Genomic DNA, 26104 nt, shown 5'->3' on the forward strand with positions numbered 1-26104 from the left:
TTATGAGATGATGGACAAGGTGTTGCTATTTTCCGCAAACTTCAAATATCCTTTCCTGCCTCTTTTAGAGGAGTCTGCACAAACGTAAACCTTGTCAGAGGCATTTATCATCGCTCTGCTTATTTCGGCTTCGGTTTCAGAGTTTGCCCATAAATTGTCTTCAAGGTCTATGGCATCCGCACCTATGAAGGCTTTATCTGCATGATATTGCTGGATATGGTTTACCGCCATCTTTCCATGTACAGCTTGGCGTTTAGTGTCGAGTTCTCCGCCTATGAGGTTGACTTTGACATGCGTATTTTGTAAAGCACTCACTACAGGAAGTGAATTGGTAATAACTTTAATATTCAAGTTTTTAATGTGTGAACAAATATGCAAAGTAGTGCTACCGCAATCTATGAAAATCACATCACCGTCTTGAATGTGTTGGGCTGCGGTTTCGCCAATCTTCCGTTTCTCCTTCTCATTTTGAGGGGATTTGAGGTCAAAACTGATCATCGGGCTTTCGTCTATTCTGGTAGCTCCGCCATGTGTTCGCTTGAGTAGATGTTGTGTTTCTAACTGTGCCAGGTCCCTACGTATAGTGATATCAGACACGGCAAGAAGTTCCACAAGATTGGCGGCCGTGATAAATTCTTTTTCAGCCAACAGACTTAAAATTTCTTTCTTTCTTTTTTCAAATCCCATTCTTTGAATTACATTTGGTCAAAAATAAACAAAAACAATCAAATACGTTCAAAATGGCTGCAATTAATATTATTGAAAATAAACTTCTATCAGATAATTGGTACACGCTTAGAAAGCTAACCTTTGATTATACAACAGATAAAGGGGAAGTTCAGCGACAATCCAGAGAGTGTTATGATAGAGGAAACGGAGCAGTGATTTTGCTCTATAACTTGGAAAAGGAAACAGTAATACTTACACGTCAATTCAGAATGCCTACTTATCTCAATGGAAACCAAGATGGCATGCTTATAGAAGCCTGTGCGGGACTATTAGACAATCAAAGCCCAGAAGAGTGTATCAAAAGAGAAACGGAAGAAGAGACGGGTTTTAGGATAAATAAGGTGGAGAAAATATTTGAATCTTATATGTCGCCTGGTTCTGTCACCGAGATATTATATTTCTTCATAGCGGAATATGAGCCTAAGATGAAAGTAAGCGATGGCGGAGGTCATGAAGCCGAGCATGAGAATATAGAAGTATTAGAGATACCCTTTACTAAAGCCATGGAAATGATCAAGACAGGTGATATAAAAGATGGCAAAACCATCATGCTTTTGCAGCATTTGGCCTTGAATTAAATTGTGTTTTTTGATGTAATTGGCCGATAGTCTACCTAGTTATCCACATGATGTTTGTCTAAAACGCCAAGTGGTTTCGAGTATTCTTTGAAAGTTCTAAAATTAAAATTTCATATTTAGGTTTTTATCTAGTCTTATGAGGCTTTCTGACCTCATAATCTCAGTTTTTGTAGATGTGGGAAATTAAGAGGAAAAAAATGTGGATAACTTTAGAATAGTACTATTCTAATTTGTTTTCGATTTTAAACTACTGATAATTAGGTCTTATGAAAAAAGTCTTTTGTAATATAATGTAATTGATGAAAATCCAAACAAAAATGACACTTTTTTTTACCTCATAAGCTCTATACTTTTGTACCTCAGCTAGTTAGTTGACACAAAAAACCCCCATTGCTTGGACGCCTAGGGGTTTGGTGTAAATTTTTAACCTTTAAAGGAAAAAAATATGAAAGAATTTTTTGACCGAAACGGTCAACTTTTTCAGATTCTTATTTCATTAGCGACGTTAATTTATACGATCGCACAATGTACCTAAGATTCTGTTTTGGGTATCGTTCATAGCGGGCGGTACCCTTTTTATTTAAACAAAACTAGTTCATTTCGAATTTAAATGAAAATTATATCAAGCGGAATTCAGAAACAAATTGATTTACTTAAACAGTCCCATCGGGTCTGGCTTCTTTAGAAGAAGCTCAGAGAGTAAATCGAAATTAATACCGGTATGGTTTAGTTCATAACCCTTATGGAAGTTGATCCAAGCATCATCTATTTTTCCGTCTACAAGATTGGCATGGGCTAACTGCATGTAGGCATTTACATAAGTAGGCTCTATTTGAAGGGCTTTATCTAAAAGTTGGTAGGCCTTTGGCAAATCAACTTTATGACGATTTGTGTCGTAGCAGTGAATATAAACTGTAGCTAGGTCGGTTAAAAGAGGGGCGTTATTATCATCTGATTCTAAACCCATTGACATGAGCTTAATAGCCTCCTTATGTTCGCCTTTTTGGTATTCTATTACACCAAGTCCCCAGAAAACATCAATGTTTTGTGGGTCAAGCAGGTAGGCCAAATTATATCTGTAGGTAGCCATTTCTTTGCTTCCTTCAGAGAGATATTGCCAGCCCATATCAGAAAAGAAACGACTCGCGGCTTCTCTGCTTTCAAAGTTTTTGTCGCAGTTTTCTAAAAAGGATTTGTCCTCTTCTATTTGTTGAAGGTTTTTTTGGTATCCACCAAAAAGAGCAATCTCATAAATGTTTAGATCGGCAGGAGCCATTTTTCCGACTATCACTACTTCGTGATCCATCTGAATGATGCTATTGTCTAAACTCTTAAACATGGTGGGTTCAAAAGACCTTTTAGGTTTTTCTTTGTTCTCTTCATTAAGCGTAGAACCTGTTAGTCCTATAGAGCTTGAATTCGTAGATTCGGATTTAAGAATTACATGCTGGCCAGTGGTTGGACAGTAATTCATTACTAAAATTCCTATTATTAGACTTCTTAATATCATAGCGTAAGCACCTCAAATATTGCCCTAATATAACGGGTTATACGTCATATTATTTGATACGTTAATAAAGTTGTTAACGCTTCCTCCTTTTAAAGGATCTTTTTGGTTTTTTCTCTCTAGGAAGGTTTTTTTTCTTCTTTTCGTGGAATGCTCCTTGGAAGGTTGGGTCTTCTTTTTTCTTTTGGTCGTCAATCTCTCTTAGTATGACTTGCTGCTCCTCAAAAGGCGTTTCTACCAATTCTACTTCCTTCGGAATACTTAAAACCGGTATTTTTGCTCTGATGATTTCCTCTATCTTTTCTAAGTGATATTCCTCATTAGGCGTCATAAACGTAATAGCCACACCTTCAAGGTTGGCTCTACCGGTACGGCCTATTCTATGTACGTAGTCTTCATAAATAACCGGCACGTCAAAGTTTATGACATGACTAACCGCCTGTACGTCAATCCCTCTGGCTGCAACGTCCGTAGCTACCAGTACTCTTAGTTCACCGCCTTTGAAAGCATTGATAGAGTTAATCCTTGTATTTTGACCTTTATTGGCATGGATAACTTTTACGTTTTCTTTACCAATAATTCTCCTATCCAGAAACTTGAAAACTAAGTCGGCGACCGTTTTTGTTCTGCAAAAAACCAAGGCTCTTTTTATATCTTCATGGTCTCTGAAAAGATAGCCCAGCAGGTTTAACTTGGTTTGAAAGTTAGGAGCAGCATATACTCGCTGATCTATGGTTTTGGCTGCAGTGGCTTGAGGTGTTACTTCTATACGCACTGGAGCTTCTAAAAATTCCTGAGAAAACTTTTCTACTTTCTCTGGAAATGTAGCCGAGAAAAGTAAGTTCTTCCTTTTACGAGGAATGATTTCGAGGATTTTTCTGATTTGAGGCATAAAACCCATGTCCATCATTTTGTCTGCCTCGTCTAACACCATGTACTTAATTTCTTTGGTGACAATAACGCCTCTAAGATATAAATCCATGAACCTTCCGGGCGTGGCAACTATGATATCCAGACCAGCCTGTATTGTTTCAATCTGAGTCTTAGGACCAAGGCCACCGTAAACAGCAGCATGTCTAATGTCGGTATACTTTCCAAAATCCGCTATGGCATCATTTATTTGTATGGCCAGCTCTCTAGTGGGAGCTAAAATGACGCATCTAATATGGTTTCCTTGAGCATACTTAATCTTCATTAATATGGGAAGTAAGTACGCAGCCGTTTTCCCTGTACCCGTTTGAGCGATACCCAACACGTCATGACCATATAAAAGGGTCGGTATGGCCTGTTCTTGAATAGGAGTGGGCTCTTTATATCCCAGTTCTTCAATTGCCGTTAGCAACTGTTTATTGAGTGCGAAATCTGAGAATGAGGTAGACATTTTATTTTATTTGTTCTAAGGAGTAGTCAAAAGTTGACTTAAAACCCCAAGTATACTTACTCCAAAAAGTAAGGCTTTTAATTTTTTTATTGCTTCCATTGGTTACAAACCTAAGGAAGTCCTCTTCGGTAGTCACCTTTTGACTGACCAGAATCCCACCCTTTAAAATAGGAGGAGGAATTCTAAAATTATCTTCTGTATTATCTTCATATACGACTGTGCATCTTAAATAAGGAGGTTGGAAGAATAAGCGAGCAATTTTCCCTAAAATACTGTAATGTACGTCCGCATTAAGATAAAGAGCTCCTTCGCGGGAACTTGGAATCTTTATTTCAGTGGATAGGTGGCTCTCTTCTTTTTTAATTTCCTGATACTCTGGCAATGAGATATCCGAATCACGTTTAAAAAGAAATAAATTCTCCTGTGGCATGTTAATGGTATCTTGAAGAGAATAGTTCCTTTTAAGAGCAAGATAAGCTCCTTTGTCCATCCATAAAGGATGTTGTTCTCTATAGTCGTGTAGGTTGGCGAGCACAAAATCTGGAGCCGATTTACCGTTGTATTTTTCTTCGTTATTATAGGCAAGCCAATCGCTGTTTGCTTGGTAAGTTTGAATAATTGGTCTTGGGTTATAATTCAATTGATTAAAGAAAATATAAGAGATTTCCCAAGGCATAATATCTACAGAGGCACCGCCCATTTTATCAAGAATGTCTTGCGGTAGTATTCTTATTTTGTTCAGTTCTTCCTGTTGAAAGTTCTTTTGATAATCGTAGTTTAGAAACTTTGAAAAGTAATTGTAAGGGCTTTTATACTTTAGGGTATTGGCCAAGGCAAATACATTTTGACCTTGCTTAACTTCAGAAACGACACGGTTTGGAAAGTAAAAAAGGGCGTATTCTTTTAGGTTGTATTGCCCTATGGCCAATCGAATAAACTGCGTAGAAACTATTTGAAGCAGGAGTACCACAAATACCATTCTTGCTCCGTTTTTGAAGTGCTTCGCAAAAAGGAAAATCAAAACAGCAAGAACAGGCAAGAATAGGAAAAAACCAAAAACATTATAGTGCCCAGTGGCCGTATGGGCTTGTTTGAAACATAGAAACCAGGCTAAGGCACTTAGAATGTAGAGGTATAAATTGTCAACAAAATGGGCGAGGTTTTTAAAGATGTAAACGAAGACCACACCCAGAATGATAAATTCTAGAATGAGAAGTAAGCCCAGTTCTTTAATTTTTAAAATATTAACGGCTTGTCCGTCTTGGTAGGCATCTATAATTTTTAGGCTGGCCGCTAAATAATCAGGAATGGAGACATTAAGCAGTAATGAAAAGCTAGCCGTTAGTAGTATCAAAGAAACAAGCGTCAATAAAGCGACCTGCCATGAAATGATTTTTGAGAGCCAGAAATATAGGACGGATAGTAAGAGCACCGAATAGGCAATTAGACTCAGATTTACCTTAATATAGAAAATCAAAATGGCGAGTACTACGGCCAATATTAATCCTAAAGTGCTTCTTGTTTGCTGCACATAAAGCAGCCAAAAAAGCATAAGGTAAAAAAGTGTGAAAGTAACATCGGCAAAAAAACCCCAAGGTAATAGAATGAGCACGGCCACGACTGCCGCGTGCCACCATTTTTCTGCCATTTTTAGAAACGAAAGCTTAATTATCATGAAATAGTTAAGCAGTAAAAAGGCGTGAAAAAGAAAGAGCAACCAAGGGCTTACTTTTTCTGGTAAAAGGGCGGTATTCAAAAAGCCTAAAGGCCCATAATTGAATATAAAGTCTTTACCGAAAGTAAAGTTCTGATTAATGGCCATTACCAAAGACTCCGTCCAAGAGGGGTCAATATCAATGCTGGCGTATACAAAAGGCTCCGTCGTGGAAAAAAATAGTAAGCCGAAAATAAGATAGAATAGATTTTGTTTAGCCTTTGTACTCATGGATACCGTCTTTGTAAAAGAAATAAACCCTGACAAAAATAGGCATTGTCAGGGTTTAATATGATAAAAGAGCCTTAGCTCAAAGTAATTTATAAATGGATGACCTCGCCATAAGCCATCGCTGCAGCTTCCATAATGGCCTCAGACATAGTAGGGTGAGGATGAACAGACTTCACAATCTCCATTCCTGTAGTTTCAAGTTTTCTAGCTACAACTGCCTCGGCAATCATTTCGGTAACGTTAGAGCCAATCATATGACAACCTAACCACTCGCCGTATTTTGCATCGAAAATAACTTTCACAAAACCTTCAGGCACGCCACCTGCTTTTGCTTTTCCAGAAGCAGAGAAAGGGAATTTACCAACTTTGATTTCGTATCCAGCTTCTTTGGCTTGCTCTTCGGTATAACCTACGGAAGCAATTTCTGGAGAGCAATACGTACATCCAGGAATATTACCGTAATCTAAAGGCTGCGGATGGTGACCTGCCAATTGCTCAACGCAAATGATACCTTCTGCAGAAGCCACGTGAGCCAATGCTTGACCAGGAGTAACATCACCAATGGCGAAATACCCAGGCATGTTAGTTTCGTAAAACTCGTTTACTAAAATCTTGCCTTTATCCGTAGCAATGCCTACTTCTTCAAGACCGATATTCTCAATATTGGCAGCGATACCGGCAGCAGAAAGAACCACATCAGATTCTATCACCACTTCACCATCTTTGGTTTTGATGGTAGACTTACAACCTTTTCCAGAAATATCTACCTTCTCTACAGAAGAGTTGGTTAAGATATCGATACCCATTTTCTTGTATTGTTTCGCCAATTCCTTAGAAATATCAGCATCTTCTACAGGAACAATTCTTGGCATAAATTCTACGATAGTCACTTTAGTGCCCATGCTTGCGTAAACGTATGCAAACTCAACACCAATAGCACCAGAACCAATCACAAGCATTGATTTAGGTTGCTTTTTAAGACTCATCGCCTTTCTATATTCTATAACTTTCTCGCCATCGATAGGTACATTAGGAAGCTCACGTGCTCTAGCACCTGTAGCTATGATAATGCTTTTTCCTTCAACAGTAGAAACCGTGCCATCGGCAGCAGTAACTTCAACTTTTTTACCAGTTTGAACTTTCCCGTAGCCATCAATAACATCAATTTTATTCTTTTTCATCAAGAACTGAACGCCCTTGCTCATGCCGTCTGCTACGCCTCTAGACCTGTCAATAACCGCATTAAAGTCGGCCTCGGCCTTAGTAACTTTAATACCGTAGTCTTCTGCATGTTGTATATAGTTAAAAACTTGAGCAGACTTCAAAAGGGCTTTAGTAGGGATGCATCCCCAGTTTAAGCAAATTCCGCCAAGGTTTTCTTTTTCAATTACAGCCACTTTCATCCCTAATTGAGACGCTCTAATAGCTGTTACATATCCACCAGGGCCAGAACCCAAAATCACCACGTCATATTGTGCCATAGAATTTTATGCTTTTTAATCGTTCGAAATGTTCCGCAAAGGTAAGTAAAAATGAAGATTATTTAGCTACCATGTCTTGTAACGATAGTAATTAATAATTCTCCTTATGAGACTGGGTTTAAAATAGTTTCTAATGAACGAAGTAACTTTTGGGTTAACTTCAGGTTTTTTAGGGAGTGAAATTGTGCTAACATCAAGTTCAGTGTCATACTTTGACACCTTTTGCTTAAAGTTGGTGCCAGTGCCATCTGCTCCTATGTTTTTTACTTTTGAGAAACGAGGTACTAGACAATAAGCATTATTAATATAATGATGAAAAGTCCACCTGACAGCCCAAGAGTTAATTTCACCTCTCTTTTGTTTGACTAGCATGGGGAGTTGATCTATCCCAGCATCTCTAAAAGAAGACGTTTGCACTTTATCATTTATAAAGGAATCAAAGTCACTCATACTCCAGTCCACGGTATCCCACTTTTCTTTCCAGGTACCCCATCCCCAAGAAGAAGCTCGCTTAACTAAAACCACATCTTCAGCGATTTGTAAATCTTCTAATTTAAAGGAGTAACCTGAAATGGAATAGATATTTTCTTGTTCTGCATATTTATCCAAAGTATCATTCATGAAAGATAGGAAGTCTGTGCTTACCAAAATGTCGTCTTCTAGGATAATGGCCCTTGAGTGAATATCTAAGACGTGGCTCACGCCCTGAATAATAGAAGGTGCTAAACCTTTATTAGTTTCTGCTAGATGTATAACAACGGTTTTAAAACCATCAATTGTTCTAATCGTTTGTCGAACTTGATTAACAGCATCTTGGTCTCCCGGACCTTTTGCCGCATCAGAAAACACATATAAATCGGAATTTTTTGCTAAAGCATTACTTTTGAGTGCCTCCAACGTCTGTTGTAGATGATTGGCTCTGTTGTAGCAAAAGATGATTATTGGAGCAGGCAAGGATATTTTAGAATAGTTTATCCAAAATTATCATAACCCACTGAGAATTCTTTTTTTTTGCCTAAAAACTTAATCAGGAGTCATATTAACTGAAAACCATGCACCGCCATTATAAAGGTGCAATTTACCGTCAGTGCCAAAATATATGTCTCCTTTAGCCGGATTTGCTGGTGCGGTTGATTGTGGTTCTAATCGCATTACTTCTGAGATATGTAATTGTCTTGCTGGATGATTTATTCCAATACCTACATTACCACCTTGATATTGTAGAATCAAAGGTCTTGTTTGCATCAAATCCCAATCAAAAGCTCCAATTCTACCAATATTTGAGGTTTTTTCATAATCAATGAAGGTTCCTTTTCCAGAATAAATACCTACTGGAGAGTCGCTAAAAATACCTCTTCCTGCAACGTCGAGTAATGTTCTTGGGTTTATGGTGCCAATCCCAACGCTCCCTCCTTGATATTGTAAAACCAAAGGTCGTGTTTGCATCAAATCCCAATCAAAGGCTCCAATTCTGCCAATATTTGATGTTTTTTCATAATCAATGAAAGTTCCTTTACCAGAATAAACACCTACTGGAGAGTCACTAAAAATACCTCTACCCGCAACGTCGAGTAATGTTCTTGGGTTTATGGTGCCAATCCCAACGCTCCCTCCTTGATATTGTAAAACCAAAGGTCTTGCTTGCATCACATCCCAATCAAAAGCTCCAATTCTACCAATTTTTAAGACTCTTTCATAATCAATGAAGGTTCCTTTTCCAGAATGAATACTTGTTGGAGAAGAGCTGAAAATCCCTCTGCCCGAAACCTCAAATGGAGTCATTGATGATTCAGATTCAACTATTAGTTTTCCTGTGCGTAGATTCTCAAGACTATCAACTTCTGGAATAGTCAATTCCGTTAAGGAAGATTGGCCAAAAGCGTTAATACTTATTGCTAAAAAAACTAGTTGTGCAAGACCTAAATTCTTTAGTTCTAGACTAAATAGTGTTTTCGTCATAGTGGATATTTTTAGTAAGAATACCTTTAAAGCAGTGGGATGAATAAAATTAGGATTATTGTGAAGAAGCAAAGTACAAAGAGATTCGTAAAAAGTTAAAACCTTTTTTGAAATTAACTCTAGGAGTGAATGAAATGGGTATTTCAAGAATGGGTTAAACTTCACGATAGAAATGAATATTAGAAAATGTTTTACGTCCTTTAAGATCTGATAAAGAAATAGTTTTAAACATTATTTATTAACTACTTTCTAGTTAGCACGTAAAATATAATATATCCGATTCAGTTCGAATGACAATTATTAAAAGACAAACTATTCTAGGTACCATTTATTCTTATGCTGGTGTCTTAGTAGGAACTTTTACACAGGCCTTTCTTATTCCGAATTTTTTAACGGTAGAGCAAAATGGCCTTTTGGCCATGTTAATGAGCTGGATGTTCATTCTAGTGTTTGTCGCCAGTTTGGGTTACAATAGTTCTGGTATCAAATATTTTGGGTTTTTCAGAAATGCTGAAAGAAAACATCATGGGTATTTGTTCAATGGATTGGTCGTTTTTTTTATAGGAATGCTACTGTGTTCTTTGATTTTATATCTTTTTAAAGAGCAAATCGTAAAGTCTTCTGTAGGAGATAACACCCTTTTTAAGAAGTACTTCTATTATATTATTCCTATTACCGCTTTTGTGGCTTTGTTTAATCTTTTTGACAATTACGCCAAGGGCCTTTATGATACTGTTCGGGGGAATGTTCTAAGCCAGTTTCTGCAGCGATTTCTAATTCTGTTGGCCGTTATCATATTTATTTTTGAATGGGTTGACTTCGATCGTTTTGTTCTTTTATGGGTTATTGGTATTTCATTGCCTACAGTGCTGATGTTTGTTCACATAACCAATTTGGATGGCTTCTCTTTGAAGCCTGATAAGCATTTCTTAAAGTCTGATTTTAAAGCGGAGTTTTTTCGTTTCGCAGGCTTTAGTGTGGTTACGGGTTTGTCTTCTATCGTCATTACAAAGTTAGACACTCTGATGGTTTATGATTATTTGGGTCTAGGTCAAACAGGAATCTATAACACCTGTTTGCTTTTCGGAAGCGTGATGACCATTTCTTATAACGTGAGCATGAAAGCATCTACCGCCATTGTTTTGGATGCCATGAAAGCAAACGATTTCAATAAAATCCAACAGATATTTACAAAAAGTAGTATGACCCAGCTTATTTTTGGAACCGGGCTTTTGATGCTGGTTTGGGTAAATGTGGATCTCTTATTCTCTTTTATCAAGCCAGAGTATGCGGCAGGAAAATATGTACTATTAATTATTGGACTCGCTAAACTTTACGATTTAGCTTCTGGAATAAATTCTTTAATACTGGCATATTCCAAGCATTACAAATTGGATTCTTTGTTGGTTTTAACTTTTGTAGGATTGCTATTCCTACTTAACCACGTCTTGATACCTAAATATGGACTTAATGGAGCTGCAGCGGCTGCTTTTTTGTCCATCGTTTACTATAACTCGGCCAGGAACTACCTTATTTGGCGTTTTTTCAAGGTTCACCCTTATAATTTACGATTGCTTTATATCGTGTTAATTGGTACTTGTTTGACGCTTATAGGTTACTTTTTGCCAGTTTTTACTGGCAATGTCTTTGAAAAGTTTTTAACCCTAGTTTATAGCTCTGTGATATTGGGTGGAGCCTATATCTTACTGATCTATAAGATGAACTTTTCACCAGATCTAAACAGTATAGTGGATAAGTTACTAAAGAAAGTATCATAACTTTTTAAGCTCAAAAATACCACAGCCTAATTTACAGTTGAAACTATTGGCCAAACCTTGTTCAGTCAATTCTACTTTCTGATGGAATACGTCATTATCATCAATGTATGAAAAGCTGAGAAGCTCATATTTTGTCTCAAATAGAGATAAGAGATATGATACGCTGAAAACGCGATGAGCATTAAAGGCCACCATAGACGGGCCAATTTGAGTAGAAAAGTAAAACGTACCACCCTTTTGTAAGATTTGATACATACTTTCAAGTCCTTTCAAATGACCATCAGGGTCAATGTCGTCTCCATACCTTCCAAGCCCAAAATGTTCTATGGTATGTAAACAAGAAAGAGAATCTGTGCTGTCTTTTAAGTCGGCAGCAGGTTTCATTAAGTCGGCCTGTATAAAATCAACATTTTGAATATTGGAGTTCAGCGGCCTTATATCCATGACGTCTACGTGTCTAAAACATGCAAGATGTGCAATGAAACCATCTATTCTAGAACCAATATCAATGTGTCTTTTGGGCTCAGCCTTATAAATTAAGCTTGCTACAAATAAATCTTGGTAGAAGTACTGGCCTCTGGCTTTACCGCTTTGGTCTTTTTTGTCTATAAGAATAGGGTAGTAGCTAAATTTCCAATCGGTGTATTTGCCTTTGAAACTTTTTTTAAAATCGCCTAAGTCTTTTATAAAAGAGGGAAATTGTTTTATATTTTCGAAGAGTTGATCGGGATAGAATCCTAAGTAGGCTAAAGCGAATTTGGTAAGTTTTATTATTCTTTTCATACTTCTATTATTTCTTTGGTGTCGCCAATTCGCTGTGCGGTCACCACAAAACTACTTTTTGAATTGCAGATTAGTGTGGTGCATTTCGACAATGCCAAAATATCTATTAAGGCATTTTCTATTCCAGTTTCCGAACTTCTGGATAGTTCAAAGTCTTGCGTGATGAGCTTATTTTTGAGTTTATTTTTAAAATAACCTTTTACTTCGTAGTCGTCTGTTGCCAAGTAAAAGAAGCTATCGTTATTTTTTAAGGTCTCCATTTCTATTGCTTTAGCATAGGCATCCAGGGAAGAGCTTTTAATGATTTCTACGTGGTCTGTTCTTCTTATATGAATTCCAATAAGATTTTTGGGCAGACTTAATGAATTGAGTTTCTGAAGGACATTTTCTGAAGGAACAAAATTATCGAAAGAAGGAAAAGTGAAAAACGGAAAGCAAGTGCCAATCAGAATTCGTCTCTTATTTTCCACTAGGCTTAGTAACTCTGTCTCGGAAATGTTTAAAAGGTCTTCATCGAATAAAACCAAGTCGTAAAACAGACCAAGGATAGACCTGTAAAGGGGCGTATATCTTTCTATAAAAATATGCTTTACAAATTTTAAAAAGAGTTGATACTTGATACCACTGGCAAGAGTAAATGGAAAGCCGGCACTCTTAAACAAACTAAAAAACGGTGCGTTAAGCTCTGCTTTAACCAGCCAGATGAGTTCAATCTGACATGCTGTTTTCTTCTGTAGACTTCCTACAGAATTTAAGACTCGCATTCTATTGCCCAAGCCACCAAAAGGCACAACATCAATTTTTTTAGATTTCATTTTTTAAAATGGCGAGGTAGTTGGAGTAGTTGAAATTCTCTAAACGCTCATTATATTCTCCAATTGGCTCTAGGCCGTCTTTTAAAATTCGGAACAAATTATAATTAGGAGAGAGTAAAGCATGAAAATCTTTTATAAAAATTCTAGGCTGGATTTGTGTTCCGCCGAATTCAAATTGTATTGTTTTAATTTTTCTGTTTTTAATAGTTTCAGAGGCACCTTTAAAAACATTCATTTCATAGCCCTCTACATCCACTTTCATAAAGTCTATTTTACCTATGCTGTTGTCTTTACAAAAGTCGTCTAGTGTAATGATTTCTATTTTTTCAATATTAACGGTTTTGTTTTGATCAGTTTCTCTTTGATAAGCGGACGCTAATGTTGTATTGTCACCAACAGAATACAAGTTAATCTTTTCGTTTTTGTCTCCTAATCCAACGTTAAATAGGCTCACTCTTTTGGAATTAACGTTCTTTTTGAGTGCTAGGAAGGTTTTTGGAGAGGGTTCAAAACTGAATATTCTGGCATTTTCAGGAAATTTTTTCAAGAGCGTTAAGGCATATTTTCCTACATTGGCACCTATGTCAAAAAGAACTAAGGGCTCTCTTGAATTGGACATTTCCAGGGATAGTTTTCGCAATACATTCTCTTCTCCACTGTCAACAATACCATAGTTTAAACCACGTAAACTTAGACTATAAAGTTTTTTATATAAACCTTGGTATTTTTTTTTGCCAAAGCTAAAGGAGAGAAGTTTCATTATAGTTTCAGACAGCATTTTTATAAGCGTTTAAAGTTTCTGTAGAAACCGAATTGTAATTGTAATTGTCGAGATTAACCTTATCGGTTTCAAGAGATTCTTCGTTCTCAAAAAACCACTGAAAAGCCTCCTGAAATCCATTTATGGAATAATGGTTTACTAGAAACCCATTAAGCTTATGCTTTATGAAAACAGGGATTTCACCAGTTTTATAAGCAATCACTGGTGTGCCACAAAAGGCCGCTTCAAGACAGGTGTAGGAGAAAGACTCGCTTTTGGAGGCCGAAACAAACACGTCGGCTTTATTATATGCTGCGGCCATTTCAATTTCGGAATTTATGACGCCCAGTAGCTCATATTTAAAAGGAAGGGACCTTAGGTTTTCTTCCGAAACTTTTCCTGCTATCATAACTATAATTTCTTTGTTCGGATGCTTTAGCTGAGATACGACCTCCATAAATAGAGGAAACCCCTTGAAATAGTTCTCAATGCTCACGGCAGCAAAGAGTATTCTTAATGTACCCGATTCTTTTTCAATCTTTTCAGGTTTGAAAACTTGATCATTTACGGTATTTGGTATTTGGAAATAAGGGTTTTCTTTGAAAAGAGAGCTCTTTTTAATTCTTTGTTCCATCCAGAAACTGGGAGAAATAACGTTGATTTTGTTTCTGTTTTGCCATTTTAGTTTTTGGGTCAGAATAGCATTTGACAAGTCATTTGCAGCAGGTTTTCTTAAGAAAGCGTCACAGTTGCCGCAAGAGTTCATATAGTTTTGGCATTCATAAGAATGATGGCAGCCGCCAGTCATGGGCCACATATCATGAAATGTCCAGAAAACCCTTTTCCCCTGTGATAGTAAATTCTCGATGCTTCTTAAAGAGAGAAACCCTTGATTTATCCAATGCAAGTGAATGATATCAGCCTCTAAAACAAGAGGATGCTTTGAAATGTCCGTTCCAAATTTAGCGGTGGAAAAAGCAAAACGCTCTTTTTTCGATTTCTCATAAAACAAGAAATGTGCTTTTTCTAGTAGGAAGTTCAAATAACGACCTGTTTTAAAAACGTTGGGTTTATTTTCCTTCGTTTTATGAAGTACCAGAAGGCTAATTTCTACTTCATTTTGGTATTCTTCGAAAGCTTCAATTAACCTACGACAAGCTATGGCAGCACCTCCTTGGGAGTCGCTTGTGTTTATCATTAAAACTTTCAGAGGTTTCATAAATTAAACCCAGCAGATAAATTATTCTTTTTTGAAAGTGGCAAATAGACACGCTCCAAACAATAAGACCAAACCGACAGAGGCCACAAGGTCAATCATCTTTCCAGATTCCACAGACTTAGGCTTGAACTCAAAAGTGATTTCATGTTTTCCTGCAGGAATTTCCAAACCTCTTAAAACATAATCTACTTTTAAATGTTCTACGGGCTTACCATCTATATAAGAAAACCAGTCTTTGTTACCTCTGTAGAAGATTTCAGAAAACACAGCAAATGCCTCACTACTAGAATTGGAAGCGTAAACCAATTTATTGGGAGCATAGGAAGTCAATGTTATAGAGCTGCTAGAATCTCTTTGATAAGTCTTAGTTTCTGGCATGTAATGCTCTTGTGTTACGGCTTCTTGGCCAGGCTTAAAGCCTTCTCCTAAAGCGGCAAGCTCTTCGTCTGCATTTGGAACTACTTTTAAGGTATCTACAAGCCAAGCATTACCTAAAGCGTCAGGGTTTTGCTGAGCTATTGGCGAATTTTCTGGTCCATTATTAATGAAATATTTTGTGTTCAGCATGTTTAAGACAGGCATGTTTAATCTACCATCCTTAATCATTTGATACTCATAGAGCTCTTGTATTTTCTTAAGTTTTGCTCCATGATATCCACCAATTGACTTATGAAAATAAGAGTCGCGAGCGTCAGACCAGAAGCCTGTAGTTAAGTTTATAACACGGAAATTCGGGTCTTTGTCGGCTAAAATTTGTTGATCAGCGGGTGTAGGTTGAAATATTTGTGTGTTAAACCTTTTCGTCTCAAAATCAGCATTATTGAAATAGCGTTTGTCGACAGAAATGAAATCAAACATCACAAGTACCACGGCAATAATTCCAAAAATCAAACCATTGATTTTGTTTTTCTTCCGTAAAAATACGGCTCCAATAGTTAATGCTAAAAGAATGACGCCTCTAAAGATGTCGTTTAGTGCCATGGAACTACGGTCTTCCCTTAAAGCATTTAATAGCCTTTGAGCAAAATCATTTCCTAGAGATTGCGACAGCCCAGCAACAAAGTTTTGGTCTCTTGGAGAATTGAAATCAACCATGAAATAACCCAAAAACATCAAGCCCACAATTACCCCAAATGTGGTGTAAATAGGCTTTTTTAGATTTTCCCAAGTGAATTCTATTTTTAGTAAATCAGACAGGGTGTTAGCCGCTCCCCAAACTAAAAGAAAGTGAACAAGGGTAAGAATCATGGTCACCGCCCTAAATTTATTATAACCCGGGAAGGTGTCAAAAAAGAGGTTGTTAAAGATAGGGAAATTGCTACCCCAGGATAAAATAATAAACAGGCCAGTTAAGCCAGCGATAAGCCATTTCTGTTTTCCTTTTGAGATGAAAAGTCCTAATAAGAATAGGAAAAAGACGATAATACCAGAATACGAAGGGCCGCTGGTAACGGATTGATCGCCATGATATAGTGGTAATTGCTGTATAAATTGCTTGGCGGCATTCACATCTACACCTCCAGAATTTAAGGTTTTGAAAACTTCAGAGCTTTCTGTAAGAGCCCCTGCAGAGCCACCACCCATTAAGTTGGGTACAATTAAGTTAAATGTTTCATCAATACCGTAACTCCAGCCAAATGCGTAGCTTCTATCCAGACCATCGTTTCCGGCGGTTGAAGTCTGAAGTTCTGTTTTACCTCTGGTGGTTTCCGCCGAATACGTAAGGTTATTCCAAAGCCTCATGGAGTTCATACCCACACCCACAAATAAGGCAACAGCGAAGCTCAGGATAATTTTTGGGAGAACATTAATCTTCTTTTCTTGAATAAGCTTTATAACTTCATAGATAGCATAAGCTACCAAGATGAGCATGAAGTAATAGGTAATCTGAAGGTGATTGGCATATAGTTCCAAACTAAGAAACAAAGCCGTTAAAAATGTTCCTAATATGTATTTTCCTCTGAAAACATAGATAAAACCAGCCATCAGTGCTGGGCCATAAGCCAATGCTAAAATTTTAGAAACATGTCCTGCTTCCAAAAAAAGCATATTGTATGTGCCAAAGGCATAAGCTACAGAAGCAATCACCGATACCCAGATGTTTCTTTTAAGACTTATCATAAAAATGAAAAAGCCCACCATCATCAAGAAAATAGGACTGGCAGGTAAAGGCAATAATTGATAAAAGAAACTACCAATTTTTGAAGATAGGCTGTTAGGGTAGGCACCTGCTATCATAAAACCTGGCATACCACCAAACATGGAGTTGGTCCACCATGCCCATTCGCCTGTTAGTTCATGATAATCGTTCAGTTCCTTTGCTGCTCCGCCGGCCATATTGGTGTCGTGCATAGAAAGTGTTTTCCCGTTTAGCAATGGGCTAAAGTAGCTCATTGTTAGGATTAGGAAAAAAAGGATAGCTAAAGCGTACGGGAGAGAGGAGCGAAAATCAAACTTTTTTTTCATTAGGAAAATTATTGTTGTCGGGCTGTATTAAGCCATTTCATGTATATAGCTCATATCGTGCCATTCTTTCGTTAAATAAAACCAACATCACTTGTTGAGAAATCAGTTATATTTATCCAAAGCTATGAAATTGATTTTATTTATCAATTCAGAGCAGTGCTATCGAGCCAATATTATTCAAAAACAACCCTAATGAAACAGTTTCTTCTTTTTACTTCAGCTCTTTTACTTTTCGGTTCTTGTGAAAATACAGATTACGCTAAGTGGGAAAATTATGGAGGGACCAAGGATGCATCCCGATATTCTTCATTGGAAGAGATTAATATAGAAAATGTTAAAAATTTAGATGTAGCATGGGAATATCACACAGGCGATGCCACAGAAAAGTCGCAGATTCAATGTCAACCCATCATTGTCGATAGCATTTTATATGCCACCACACCAAAACTAAGCTTAGTAGCTCTTCATGTAGCAACAGGAAAAGAGATTTGGCGTTTTGACCCTTTTGAGGTTTTGGGCGGAGAAAACTCTTGGGCAGGCACCAACCGAGGTGTCACTTATTTTAAGGAAGGCGTTACACAACGAATTCTTTTTAGTGCAGGAAGTTTTTTGATGTCCGTAGATGCTTTAACGGGTAAGCCTGATTTGAGTTTTGGAGACAAAGGAAAAGTAGACTTGCAAATAGGTTTATCTGATGACCCAGAAGAGCAATTTTTGGTGGTCTCTAACACACCAGGAATTATTTATGGAGATAAGATCATTATGGGAATGCGTCTTTCTGAAGGTCTGGATGCAGCACCTGGGCACATTAGAGCATATAATGTAAAAACGGGTAAGCAAGAATGGATTTTTCATACCATTCCTCGGAAAGGAGAGCTAGGTTTTGACACTTGGGACGAGAAGTTTGTGGATAAAATAGGTGGAGCAAACAACTGGGCGGGTTTGACACTGGATGAGGAGCGAGGCATTGTGTATGTGCCCACGGGTTCGGCCACCTATGATTTTTGGGGTGGATTCAGAAAAGGAGATAACCTTTTTGCCAATAGTTTAATAGCTTTAAATGCTACTACGGGAGAGCGAGTTTGGCATTATCAAATTGTTCATCATGATGTTTGGGACAGAGATATTCCTTCAAACCCTAATTTGGTTACCATAAATAAGGATGGTAAAAAGATTGATGCCATAGCACAAATCACAAAACACGGTTTTGTTTTCGTTTTTGATAGAGCAACTGGAGAGCCTGTTTTTCCGATTCAAGAAAAGAAAATAGTAGCAAATACAATGGATGGAGAGTTCCCTTCGCAAACGCAACCTATTCCTACGTTGCCAATGGCTTTTATGCGTCAACGTTTAGAGAAATCCGATTTGCTTAGTCTTACGCCAGAGCTAGCTGCCGAAACCAAAGAAATGATTAAGGGAGTTGAGTATGGCAATATGTGGTTGGCACCAAGCCAGCAAAGGCCCTTTTTGCTTTTCCCGGGTTTTGATGGCGGCGGAGAATGGGGGGGGGCTGCCGTTGACCCAGAAAGTGGCATTATGTATGTCAATGCCAATGAAATGCCATGGCTCATAGAAATGATTCCTAATGAGGCGGCAAAACTTAAAAAAGGGGAGATTAACGGAAGTAGCATTTATGCAAACAACTGTGCAAACTGTCATGGAGCCGATAGAAGCGGAAATGTTCCCGCTTTTCCTAGGCTTATTGGTATTTCGGGGAAATATTCGGAAGAGGGAATTCATAAGATCTTAAAAAGTGGAAAGGGTGGCATGCCAGCGTTTAGACATTTGCCGCAGCATGAAAGAGACGCCATTGTGAATTTTTTATTGGACAAAGAGGAGAAAGGCGTCAAAAAGGAAATGAGTGGAGGGAAAGAAAAGTTGATAACGCCTTATCTGATGAACGGCTATAAGAGGTTTTTGACCAAAGACGGTTACCCAGGAATAAACCCGCCATGGGGTACTTTAAACGCCATTGATTTAAACTCAGGTAAGATTCTCTGGAAAACGCCTTTAGGCGAATTTCCAGAGCTAACTGCCAAAGGAATTCCTATTACAGGAAGAGAAAACTATGGTGGCCCAGTGGTCACTAAAGGAGGTTTAATTTTTATAGGAGCTACAGAAGACGAAATGTTTAGGGCCTTTGACAAGAAAACAGGAAAGGTGCTTTGGGAAACAAAATTACCTGCGGGCGGTCATGCCACGCCAGCTGTTTACGAATGGAAAGGCAAGCAATACGTGGTGATTGCCTGTGGAGGAGGAAAAGGAGATAAAAGTGGAGATTCTTATGTGGCGTTTGCTTTGCCGGATTGATTGTCCTTTCAGTCTTAAAGTTTTGTTTTGGATAAACAAATATTGATAGTATTCTAAAACTAACAAAAACCCCTAAAGCCTGTTCCAAATATTGGAACTTTTGTTAGCTTTGTATGTTTATGAGAATAATCGCAAAGAGTACTTTAAAGAACTGTTGGGAAACGCATCCTGATTCAAAAACTGGTTTACTTTCTTGGTACGAAAAAATGAGTTCTTTTAACTACAATACGCCACAGGAGGTGATTGCTGATTTTAAAGGTGCTGATTATGTAGGAAATGAAAGAATAGTTTTTAACATCGCCAAGAACAAATTTAGGCTAATTGTTGCCTTCAATTATGAGTTTAGAGCGTGTTGGGTAAAGTTCGTAGGCACACATAAAGAGTACGACAAAATAGATGCAAAAACGATAGAACGTTACTAATATGGAAGACTTTAAAATAAAGCCAATAAAAAACGAAGTTGAGTATAAAGCAACTTTAAAGGCACTTGAAAAAGTTTGGGACGCAAAACCTAATACCAAAGAGGGTGATGTTTTTGAGTTACTTGTATTAGTGATTGAAAAATATGAAGCGGAACACTATCCAATGCCACAGCTGGATCCAATAGAGGCGATCAAGTACAAGATGGAAGAAAACAACTTGACCCAGAAAGATTTAGTGAAATATTTCGGTACAAAATCAAGGGTTTCAGAGGTTTTAAATAGGAAGAAACCATTGACGCTAAAAATGATAAAATCACTTTATAAAAACTTCGGTATTCCTGCAGAAACCTTATTGGCTTCTTGATTAAAATAAAGAGTAGTTTTTTTGAATCTGCTGAGGAGGAAAGAGCGACAAGTCGGGAGATTCTTATGTGGCGTTTGCGACGCCTAATTAGTCCTCCGGAAAAAACTTCTTAAAGCCAATTCTGCGAAGCATCTTCTTTTCAAAAGCCCAAAAGAATTTAAATTGACCAAATACCCATCCTACAAGCGGTAAGGTTAGTTGATAAATTGGGAAGATTAAGAGGATTCTAAAGAACAAATAAAGAATGTATGGCTCCGTAGTTTCTGGACTTAGGCCAAAAAATGCGGTAACAGGTTTGGCTACCCAAGTGGCAAAAGAGCCGTTAATAGAAAATACGACTATAATGGCCAATACCTGCCAGTTTGATGTTAAGCCCCAACGTTCCTTAAGTTTCTCCATGATCATAATTGTGGGGCAAAAGTACAATTTCAAAAGAAAACTAGGCTTATTTACTTTGGTTTTGTTAGAACATCATTAATTGCATTCAGAATATGATGAACAGAATACATAAACCGGGTTAAAGCATTCTGTTAAAAATTAAACCACATTCTTAATTTCTCTATTTTTGCAAAGCATCTTTAATAGCATATAATGATTTCTATCGTAATTCCGATTTTTAATGAGGAGGAAAACATCCCTAACCTCTATGCACGACTAACCGCCGCAGCACCTTCCTGGAAGGAAGATTATGAGATTGTGTTGGTGGATGATGGTTCATCTGATGGTTCGCTAGAAATCATAATAGACCTGATAGAGAAAGATGCCCGTGTGCGTTTAATCAAGCTTTCTAGAAATTTTGGACATCAGCCGGCTATTTCGGCAGGTATTCAGGAGGCCAAAGGCGACGCCGTGGTTATTATGGATGGCGATTTACAAGACCCGCCAGAAGAGCTTTATAGGTTTTTGAATAAATGGCGTGAAGGCTATCACGTGGTTTATGCCATAAGAACCAAAAGGAAAGAGGGCTTTTTCAAAAGACTGGCTTACGCGGCTTTTTATAGAATGTTGGCGGCTATTTCAGACATTGACATTCCACTTGATTCAGGTGATTTCTGTGTGATGGATAGAAAAGTCGTCAATGCGATTGTCAAAGAAATGCCGGAGCAAATCCGTTTTGTTAGAGGTTTGCGTGCCTACGCAGGTTTTAAACAGATTGGCGTTAAATACGAAAGAGCCGAAAGAGCTGCAGGAGAAGTGAAATATACTTTCAAAAAGCTACTAGAATTAGCCTTGGATGGTCTTTTTGGTTTCTCAAATGTGCCATTAAGATTGGCCACATACTTTGGTTTTATCATAGCCATACCATCGTTTATAGTAGGTTTTTTCTTCGTGCTTCACAGAATGATAGGCTTTAAAGTTTTGGGTCATACACCAGCGGAAATTCCAGGAACCACTACTTTGACCGTAGGAATGTACTTTTTAGGAGGGGTTACTTTGATTATTCTTGGAATCCTTGGAGAGTATATTGGCAGAATTTACATTGAAGTAAAAAGAAGGCCATTTTTTGTGATTGATGAAATCCTTGAGAAAAAGTAACATCGTTTTTTAATAACATGTTGTAAATGCTAAGAGTACCGTCAGAAATAGCGGCAAACCAGTTTGAGTCCCTGAAAATTCAGGAGTTGACTTTTGTGGCTTATAGAAGTGACGTGTACCCTTCTAAAAATGAAGTTTTTTTTGAGGAAAACGCGGTAATATATGTATTGGAAGGCGTAAAGAAGTTTGCCAATTCCGAATCGGACGTCACCGTAAGAAAAGGTGATGTATTTTTTATTAGGAGAGGTTATTACCTCATGTCAGAATCTATAGATGAGTCGTACAAAAGCTTAGTTTTCTTTATTGAAGATAAGCTTATCAAAGACTTTGTGGATCAAAACATTGAGCTTTTTCCAGAAGATGGCAAAACTCATTTTGACAATTCCGCCTTATTAGTACTTCATTCAGACGAAAAATTCGGGAAGTTTGCGGAGTCTGTTTTACCTTATTTTAAATCTAAAACGAAATACCTGAATCAGTTTCTGAAGCTTAAGCTACATGAGCTTTTGCTTCACCTTTTGGAGTTTGATAACAGCAATAGACTAAGAGGTTTGTTGAAGCTTATTTATAGAGGAGAAAAAGAGGATTTGGGGTATTTAATGCAGAATTACTATTTGAAACCTTTTACCATAGGCGAGTTGTCAAAACTATCTGGCAGAAGTCTTTCAGGGTTTAAAAGAGATTTTCAAGAGCAATTTCATATGTCTCCAGCTTCTTGGATTCGAAATAAAAGATTAAGCAGAGCCGCGTTTTTACTAAAAAATAGCGACAAAAATGTTTCTGAAATAGCCGAGGAGGTGGGTTTTGAGAGCATCTCTCATTTTATAAAAGTCTTTAAAGAGACGTACGGAAAAACGCCCTCCAAATATTAACTTTTCAGATAAAGTTCGTCTCCAACCAAATGAACCACCACCTTAAATTGGTCTTTTTCCAAGCAAAAAGGAATATCTTCTCCGCCTAGGCTCTTCAGTCTTTTCAAATGGCTGGCTCTTTGGAGGTATTCTAACAAATCGTTTTCTGCTGCTTTATAAGAATCTAAAGCCAAATAGGTAGAGTCCTCTTCGTTTTGGTGACTGTCTGCCAAAGATTTCACTAGTGCTCCCGCAAAAAGAATATCCTCTAAACCAGGTCTTCCTTTCCAGCCTGCACATATAACTAAAACATCTTTATCCTGACTTTTTAGATAATCAGAGGTGGGGCTTAAATTAGAAAACGAAGCGACTAAAACCTCGGCGGCAGTGGGTTTTGCCCTGTTAATGGCTAATGTCCCATTGGTAGTGGTCATCGCTATTTTTTTACCTTTAGCATCTTCGGTCATATAGCTAAAAGGAGAGTTGTCAAGGTCAAATCCTGCTATCTTTTGAGCATGTCTTTCACCACCTGCCAAGTAGCCATTTTTTTGATATTGCAGACATTCCGCTACTTCTAGAACTGGTCTAATGCACGCTACACCATTGGCGAGTCCTGCCACCATACAAGATGTGGCTCGAAATACATCCACCACAACGGCTATTTTTCCCGTTAAGTCGTGTTGGTTAATTAACTCAGGCGTAAGGCAAACATCAATGGTTCTTTTCATAGCCGCAAAAATACAAAAGCACTTTAATTTAAAACGCTAATTACCTCTGCATAACACGCGGGTTTTTCAATTCCTTGAATTTCTATGGTGGCTTCTACTATCATTTTTAAACCGCCGTTTTTAGAAATGGAGGCATATTTTAGCTGTCCAGAAAGCCTTATGTAACTATTGGCGGGAACAGGATGAAGGAATCTCACCTTTTCTGTGCCATAATTTATACCCATCTTGGAAAATGGAGCACTGTATATTCCGGCCATTAATTTAGGAATAAGGGATAGCGTTAAGTAGCCATGGGCAATCGTGCTGCCAAAAACAGAAGATTGAGCTCTGTCTTCATCGATGTGAATCCATTGTTTATCTAATGTGGCTTCCGCAAATTCATTTATCATGCTTTGAGTCACTTTTAACCATGGGCTTTTCCCAAGTGGATTGCCTACCCAAGCCAGAACCGATTGCGGACTTTGGAATGCTAGTATTTCAGTTTTTTCTTGTGATTTAGACTGCTGAGGTATAATGCTTTCGCTTTCGGTAGCTTCTTTTGGCGAGCAGGTAATTACTACCGCCTTGCCCGTCACCTTTCGGTTCATTAGGTCATTAAGGGCGTCTATTCCGTTTTCAAGAGGGTAAAGTTTGTAGATATGCGGTTTGATTTTTCCTTTCATGTAGAATACGCCCAACTCCTGAATGTTTTTTATAGAAAGAGCGGGTTGCTCTGAGGTGAATCTGCCCCAGAAAACCCCCATAATAGAGCATCCTTTAAGTAGAGGAAGGTTTAGCGGAATTTTAGGGATATTGCCTCCGGCAAATCCAACGACAAGGTAACGACCGTTCCAAGCGGTGGATCTTACTGCGGTTTCGGTCCATTTATCACCAACAGGGTCGTAAACAACATCCGCCCCTTTTCCGTTGGTTAGCTCCTGTACACGATCTTTTAGGTCTTCTTCTGTGTAATTTATAAGTTCGTCGGCTCCTTTTTCTTTACATACTTGAAGTTTTTCTGCAGTGGAAGCCGCGGCTATTACTCTTGCCCCCATTACTTTTCCTAACTCCACCGCTGCTAGTCCCACGCCACCAGCGGCTCCCAAAACCAAAAGCGTTTCTCCCTCTTGGAGTTTGGCTCTGTCTTTTAGGGCATGGTAAGAAGTACCATAATTATACATGAGAGAAGACGCCGTTACGTAGTCCATACCTTTAGGCATTGGAAAGACTCTTTTAAAATCTACTGCCACTTCTTCTGCAAAACCACCCCAGCCACATAGGGAAAGTACTTTATCTCCCTTTTTGAAACCTTTTACATCATGGCCTACTTCTTTTACAATTCCAGAAACCTCTGCTCCTGGAGAAAATGGTAATTCTGGCTTAAACTGATAAAGGTTTTGAATAATAAGCGTGTCTGGGAAATTGGCACTACAGGCCTTAACGGTAACAAGTATTTCGTTGGCTTTAGCCGTGGGTGCTTCAGTCTCTGTAAAGGTTAAGGAGTCAGGCTTACCATGTTTCTCGCATAAAATGGCTTTCATATTATTCAGGGGTTTTTGATAAAAGTGAGTTCTAGATACGAAAAATTGAACAAAATCTTCAAAGAATTCAAAAAAGGAGAGGTTTTTGTAAATAATAAAATGTTAAGAATCGTTTATAATTTCGGGATGTTATATATTTTGGGCTTTTTGGCAGTACATATAGCAGAGAACCCTAATTGTTTAAACACAATTTTGAGGTATTGAATTTTTAATTGAAAGTTAGATGTTACTTTTAATATAGCTTTCCGCTTGTTAAACCAATGGAATAGAAAATGAAGAAGAATATATTTATAGCATGTTTTGCACTGTTGATAGGTGCTTTCGGGACCTACTTTTTTAAACAGGCTAAGGCCAAAGAAGTAAAACTTGAGGCTTTAGGTTTGCTAGGTCCGCAGCAGTCTGGCTATGCTGTTGGAGATGAAGCCATCGATTTTAAATTGAAAAATGTGGATGGTAGAATGGTGTCTTTAAGTGATTTTAGCTCTGCAAAAGGCTTTATTCTTGTTTTTACGTGTAATCATTGTCCTTTTTCAAAGGCTTATGAGGAAAGGTTGGTGGCTTTAAACTCAAAGTATACACCCTTGGGTTTTCAGCTTATTGCTATCAATCCTAACGACCCAGAGGCTTATGAAGAAGACAATTATGAAAACATGAAAAAGAGAGCTACTGAAAGGGGATATGCCTTTCCTTATCTGGTAGATGACAAGGGTGTGGGTCAAAAATATGGCGTTCAGAGAAATCCACATGCGTATGTTTTACAGAAAAGTGCTGGAAAGTATATTGTGAGATACATTGGAGCTATTGACGACAGTCCGAAAAATGAAGGTTTGGTAGGGAATAAATATGTGGAGCAAGCCGTGGATAACATACTTGTTAACAAGCCTGTGGTTACACAAAATACCCGTCCTATTGGCTGTGCCATGAGCTGGAGAAATAATTTGTAATCATAGTAAAATATGTGATTTGAAAGAG

At 37.9% G+C, this 26104-nt stretch carries 23 protein-coding genes; 8 read left to right on the forward strand and 15 right to left on the reverse strand.

Features of this window, described 5'->3' with window-relative positions:
- The gene (locus ACTBZY_RS10735) at positions 1–687 is read right to left on the reverse strand and encodes a DeoR/GlpR family DNA-binding transcription regulator (RefSeq protein WP_463046337.1); all 687 of its coding nucleotides are present in this window, start codon (positions 685–687) and stop codon (positions 1–3) included.
- 53 nt (positions 688–740) lie between these two features.
- Here ACTBZY_RS10735 and nudK point away from each other — a divergent pair, with 53 nt between their 5' ends.
- Complete coding sequence (gene nudK, locus ACTBZY_RS10740; RefSeq protein ID WP_463046338.1) at positions 741–1307, forward strand: GDP-mannose pyrophosphatase NudK; 567 nt, start codon at positions 741–743, stop codon at positions 1305–1307.
- A gap of 649 nt (positions 1308–1956) precedes the next feature.
- On the opposite strand, the gene ACTBZY_RS10745 is transcribed toward nudK, so the two are convergent.
- The 6 genes from ACTBZY_RS10745 to ACTBZY_RS10770 all read right to left on the reverse strand — a co-directional run bounded on the left by ACTBZY_RS10745 (position 1957) and on the right by ACTBZY_RS10770 (position 9580).
- Positions 1957–2781 (reverse strand): tetratricopeptide repeat protein, encoded by an 825-nt coding sequence (locus ACTBZY_RS10745; protein WP_463046339.1) that lies wholly within the window; start codon positions 2779–2781, stop codon positions 1957–1959.
- Positions 2782–2890: 109 nt separating this feature from the next.
- Positions 2891–4195, reverse strand: a complete 1305-nt coding sequence (locus ACTBZY_RS10750) for a DEAD/DEAH box helicase (RefSeq protein ID WP_463046340.1) — start codon at positions 4193–4195, stop codon at positions 2891–2893.
- A gap of 1 nt (position 4196) precedes the next feature.
- Complete coding sequence (locus tag ACTBZY_RS10755) at positions 4197–6140, reverse strand: hypothetical protein (protein ID WP_463046341.1); 1944 nt, start codon at positions 6138–6140, stop codon at positions 4197–4199.
- Between the two features lie 89 nt (positions 6141–6229).
- Complete coding sequence (gene lpdA / locus ACTBZY_RS10760; RefSeq protein ID WP_463046342.1) at positions 6230–7621, reverse strand: dihydrolipoyl dehydrogenase; 1392 nt, start codon at positions 7619–7621, stop codon at positions 6230–6232.
- Positions 7622–7687: 66 nt separating this feature from the next.
- A complete protein-coding gene (locus tag ACTBZY_RS10765) occupies positions 7688–8518 on the reverse strand; it encodes a sugar transferase (RefSeq protein WP_463046343.1) in 831 nt (276 codons plus the stop codon).
- A gap of 126 nt (positions 8519–8644) precedes the next feature.
- Positions 8645–9580: a hypothetical protein gene (locus tag ACTBZY_RS10770; protein WP_463046344.1), complete on the reverse strand. Its 936-nt coding sequence runs from the start codon at positions 9578–9580 to the stop codon at positions 8645–8647.
- A gap of 290 nt (positions 9581–9870) precedes the next feature.
- Here ACTBZY_RS10770 and ACTBZY_RS10775 point away from each other — a divergent pair, with 290 nt between their 5' ends.
- A complete protein-coding gene (locus ACTBZY_RS10775) occupies positions 9871–11358 on the forward strand; it encodes a lipopolysaccharide biosynthesis protein (RefSeq protein WP_463046345.1) in 1488 nt (495 codons plus the stop codon).
- On the opposite strand, the gene ACTBZY_RS10780 is transcribed toward ACTBZY_RS10775, so the two are convergent.
- The 5 genes from ACTBZY_RS10780 to ACTBZY_RS10800 are packed head-to-tail and all read right to left on the reverse strand — an operon-like array spanning position 11353 to position 17329.
- A complete protein-coding gene (locus ACTBZY_RS10780; protein ID WP_463046346.1) occupies positions 11353–12141 on the reverse strand; it encodes a DUF268 domain-containing protein in 789 nt (262 codons plus the stop codon). The two genes, ACTBZY_RS10775 and ACTBZY_RS10780, sit on opposite strands and share 6 nt — an antisense overlap.
- The gene (locus ACTBZY_RS10785) at positions 12138–12956 is read right to left on the reverse strand and encodes an O-fucosyltransferase family protein (protein ID WP_463046347.1); all 819 of its coding nucleotides are present in this window, start codon (positions 12954–12956) and stop codon (positions 12138–12140) included. Before ACTBZY_RS10785 ends, ACTBZY_RS10780 begins: the two co-directional genes overlap by 4 nt.
- Positions 12946–13734 carry an FkbM family methyltransferase gene (locus ACTBZY_RS10790; protein WP_463046348.1) on the reverse strand — a complete coding sequence of 263 codons (789 nt, stop codon included), beginning with the start codon at positions 13732–13734 and terminating at the stop codon, positions 12946–12948. The genes ACTBZY_RS10785 and ACTBZY_RS10790 overlap by 11 nt, the downstream gene beginning before the upstream one ends.
- The gene (locus tag ACTBZY_RS10795; RefSeq protein ID WP_463046349.1) at positions 13724–14914 is read right to left on the reverse strand and encodes a glycosyltransferase; all 1191 of its coding nucleotides are present in this window, start codon (positions 14912–14914) and stop codon (positions 13724–13726) included. The genes ACTBZY_RS10790 and ACTBZY_RS10795 overlap by 11 nt, the downstream gene beginning before the upstream one ends.
- 42 nt (positions 14915–14956) lie before the next feature.
- Positions 14957–17329, reverse strand: a complete 2373-nt coding sequence (locus ACTBZY_RS10800) for a hypothetical protein (RefSeq protein ID WP_463046350.1) — start codon at positions 17327–17329, stop codon at positions 14957–14959.
- A gap of 264 nt (positions 17330–17593) precedes the next feature.
- On the opposite strand from ACTBZY_RS10800, the gene ACTBZY_RS10805 reads away from it, so the two are divergent.
- From ACTBZY_RS10805 to ACTBZY_RS10815, 3 genes are all read left to right on the forward strand, one after another.
- Complete coding sequence (locus ACTBZY_RS10805) at positions 17594–19711, forward strand: outer membrane protein assembly factor BamB family protein (protein WP_463046351.1); 2118 nt, start codon at positions 17594–17596, stop codon at positions 19709–19711.
- A 119-nt stretch (positions 19712–19830) separates the two neighbouring features.
- A complete protein-coding gene (locus tag ACTBZY_RS10810; RefSeq protein WP_463046352.1) occupies positions 19831–20133 on the forward strand; it encodes a type II toxin-antitoxin system HigB family toxin in 303 nt (100 codons plus the stop codon).
- 1 nt (position 20134) lies between these two features.
- Positions 20135–20497, forward strand: coding sequence for a helix-turn-helix domain-containing protein (locus ACTBZY_RS10815; protein WP_463046353.1), 363 nt, complete (start codon positions 20135–20137; stop codon positions 20495–20497).
- Positions 20498–20584: 87 nt separating this feature from the next.
- Here ACTBZY_RS10815 and ACTBZY_RS10820 read toward each other — a convergent pair whose 3' ends face one another.
- Positions 20585–20896, reverse strand: coding sequence for a DUF6787 family protein (locus ACTBZY_RS10820; protein ID WP_463046354.1), 312 nt, complete (start codon positions 20894–20896; stop codon positions 20585–20587).
- A gap of 192 nt (positions 20897–21088) precedes the next feature.
- Here ACTBZY_RS10820 and ACTBZY_RS10825 point away from each other — a divergent pair, with 192 nt between their 5' ends.
- Together ACTBZY_RS10825 and ACTBZY_RS10830 are read left to right on the forward strand one after the other, a co-directional pair.
- Positions 21089–22033 carry a glycosyltransferase family 2 protein gene (locus ACTBZY_RS10825; RefSeq protein ID WP_463046355.1) on the forward strand — a complete coding sequence of 315 codons (945 nt, stop codon included), beginning with the start codon at positions 21089–21091 and terminating at the stop codon, positions 22031–22033.
- Positions 22034–22059: 26 nt separating this feature from the next.
- Positions 22060–22905, forward strand: coding sequence for an AraC family transcriptional regulator (locus ACTBZY_RS10830; protein ID WP_463046356.1), 846 nt, complete (start codon positions 22060–22062; stop codon positions 22903–22905).
- Here the strand turns inward: ACTBZY_RS10830 and ACTBZY_RS10835 are convergent.
- Together ACTBZY_RS10835 and ACTBZY_RS10840 are read right to left on the reverse strand one after the other, a co-directional pair.
- On the reverse strand, positions 22902–23612 hold the full coding sequence (locus tag ACTBZY_RS10835; protein ID WP_463046357.1) for a 2-phosphosulfolactate phosphatase: 711 nt from the start codon (positions 23610–23612) through the stop codon (positions 22902–22904). The genes ACTBZY_RS10830 and ACTBZY_RS10835 overlap by 4 nt on opposite strands.
- Before the next feature lie 23 nt (positions 23613–23635).
- Positions 23636–25132 (reverse strand): zinc-binding dehydrogenase, encoded by a 1497-nt coding sequence (locus ACTBZY_RS10840; RefSeq protein WP_463046358.1) that lies wholly within the window; start codon positions 25130–25132, stop codon positions 23636–23638.
- Positions 25133–25404: 272 nt separating this feature from the next.
- On the opposite strand from ACTBZY_RS10840, the gene ACTBZY_RS10845 reads away from it, so the two are divergent.
- The gene (locus tag ACTBZY_RS10845; RefSeq protein WP_463046359.1) at positions 25405–26076 is read left to right on the forward strand and encodes a thioredoxin family protein; all 672 of its coding nucleotides are present in this window, start codon (positions 25405–25407) and stop codon (positions 26074–26076) included.
- The last annotated feature ends 28 nt before the right edge of the window (positions 26077–26104 follow it).

The sequence above is a fragment of the Arcticibacterium sp. genome, assembly GCF_055134445.1.

Coding starts and splice junctions, on each gene's coding strand:
- ACTBZY_RS10845 (WP_463046359.1), top strand. CDS start 25,405: ATGAAGAAGAATATATTTATAGCATGTTTTGCACTGTTGATAGGTGCT.
- ACTBZY_RS10785 (WP_463046347.1), bottom strand. CDS start 12,956: ATGAAATCTAAAAAAATTGATGTTGTGCCTTTTGGTGGCTTGGGCAAT.
- nudK (WP_463046338.1), top strand. CDS start 741: ATGGCTGCAATTAATATTATTGAAAATAAACTTCTATCAGATAATTGG.
- ACTBZY_RS10755 (WP_463046341.1), bottom strand. CDS start 6,140: ATGAGTACAAAGGCTAAACAAAATCTATTCTATCTTATTTTCGGCTTA.
- ACTBZY_RS10735 (WP_463046337.1), bottom strand. CDS start 687: ATGGGATTTGAAAAAAGAAAGAAAGAAATTTTAAGTCTGTTGGCTGAA.
- ACTBZY_RS10825 (WP_463046355.1), top strand. CDS start 21,089: ATGATTTCTATCGTAATTCCGATTTTTAATGAGGAGGAAAACATCCCT.
- ACTBZY_RS10835 (WP_463046357.1), bottom strand. CDS start 23,612: ATGAAAAGAACCATTGATGTTTGCCTTACGCCTGAGTTAATTAACCAA.
- ACTBZY_RS10820 (WP_463046354.1), bottom strand. CDS start 20,896: ATGGAGAAACTTAAGGAACGTTGGGGCTTAACATCAAACTGGCAGGTA.
- ACTBZY_RS10810 (WP_463046352.1), top strand. CDS start 19,831: ATGAGAATAATCGCAAAGAGTACTTTAAAGAACTGTTGGGAAACGCAT.
- ACTBZY_RS10840 (WP_463046358.1), bottom strand. CDS start 25,132: ATGAAAGCCATTTTATGCGAGAAACATGGTAAGCCTGACTCCTTAACC.
- ACTBZY_RS10795 (WP_463046349.1), bottom strand. CDS start 14,914: ATGATAAACACAAGCGACTCCCAAGGAGGTGCTGCCATAGCTTGTCGT.
- ACTBZY_RS10775 (WP_463046345.1), top strand. CDS start 9,871: ATGACAATTATTAAAAGACAAACTATTCTAGGTACCATTTATTCTTAT.
- ACTBZY_RS10750 (WP_463046340.1), bottom strand. CDS start 4,195: ATGTCTACCTCATTCTCAGATTTCGCACTCAATAAACAGTTGCTAACG.
- ACTBZY_RS10800 (WP_463046350.1), bottom strand. CDS start 17,329: ATGAGCTACTTTAGCCCATTGCTAAACGGGAAAACACTTTCTATGCAC.
- ACTBZY_RS10790 (WP_463046348.1), bottom strand. CDS start 13,734: ATGCTGTCTGAAACTATAATGAAACTTCTCTCCTTTAGCTTTGGCAAA.
- ACTBZY_RS10745 (WP_463046339.1), bottom strand. CDS start 2,781: ATGAATTACTGTCCAACCACTGGCCAGCATGTAATTCTTAAATCCGAA.
- ACTBZY_RS10770 (WP_463046344.1), bottom strand. CDS start 9,580: ATGACGAAAACACTATTTAGTCTAGAACTAAAGAATTTAGGTCTTGCA.
- ACTBZY_RS10830 (WP_463046356.1), top strand. CDS start 22,060: ATGCTAAGAGTACCGTCAGAAATAGCGGCAAACCAGTTTGAGTCCCTG.
- ACTBZY_RS10780 (WP_463046346.1), bottom strand. CDS start 12,141: ATGAAAAGAATAATAAAACTTACCAAATTCGCTTTAGCCTACTTAGGA.
- lpdA (WP_463046342.1), bottom strand. CDS start 7,621: ATGGCACAATATGACGTGGTGATTTTGGGTTCTGGCCCTGGTGGATAT.
- ACTBZY_RS10805 (WP_463046351.1), top strand. CDS start 17,594: ATGAAACAGTTTCTTCTTTTTACTTCAGCTCTTTTACTTTTCGGTTCT.
- ACTBZY_RS10815 (WP_463046353.1), top strand. CDS start 20,135: ATGGAAGACTTTAAAATAAAGCCAATAAAAAACGAAGTTGAGTATAAA.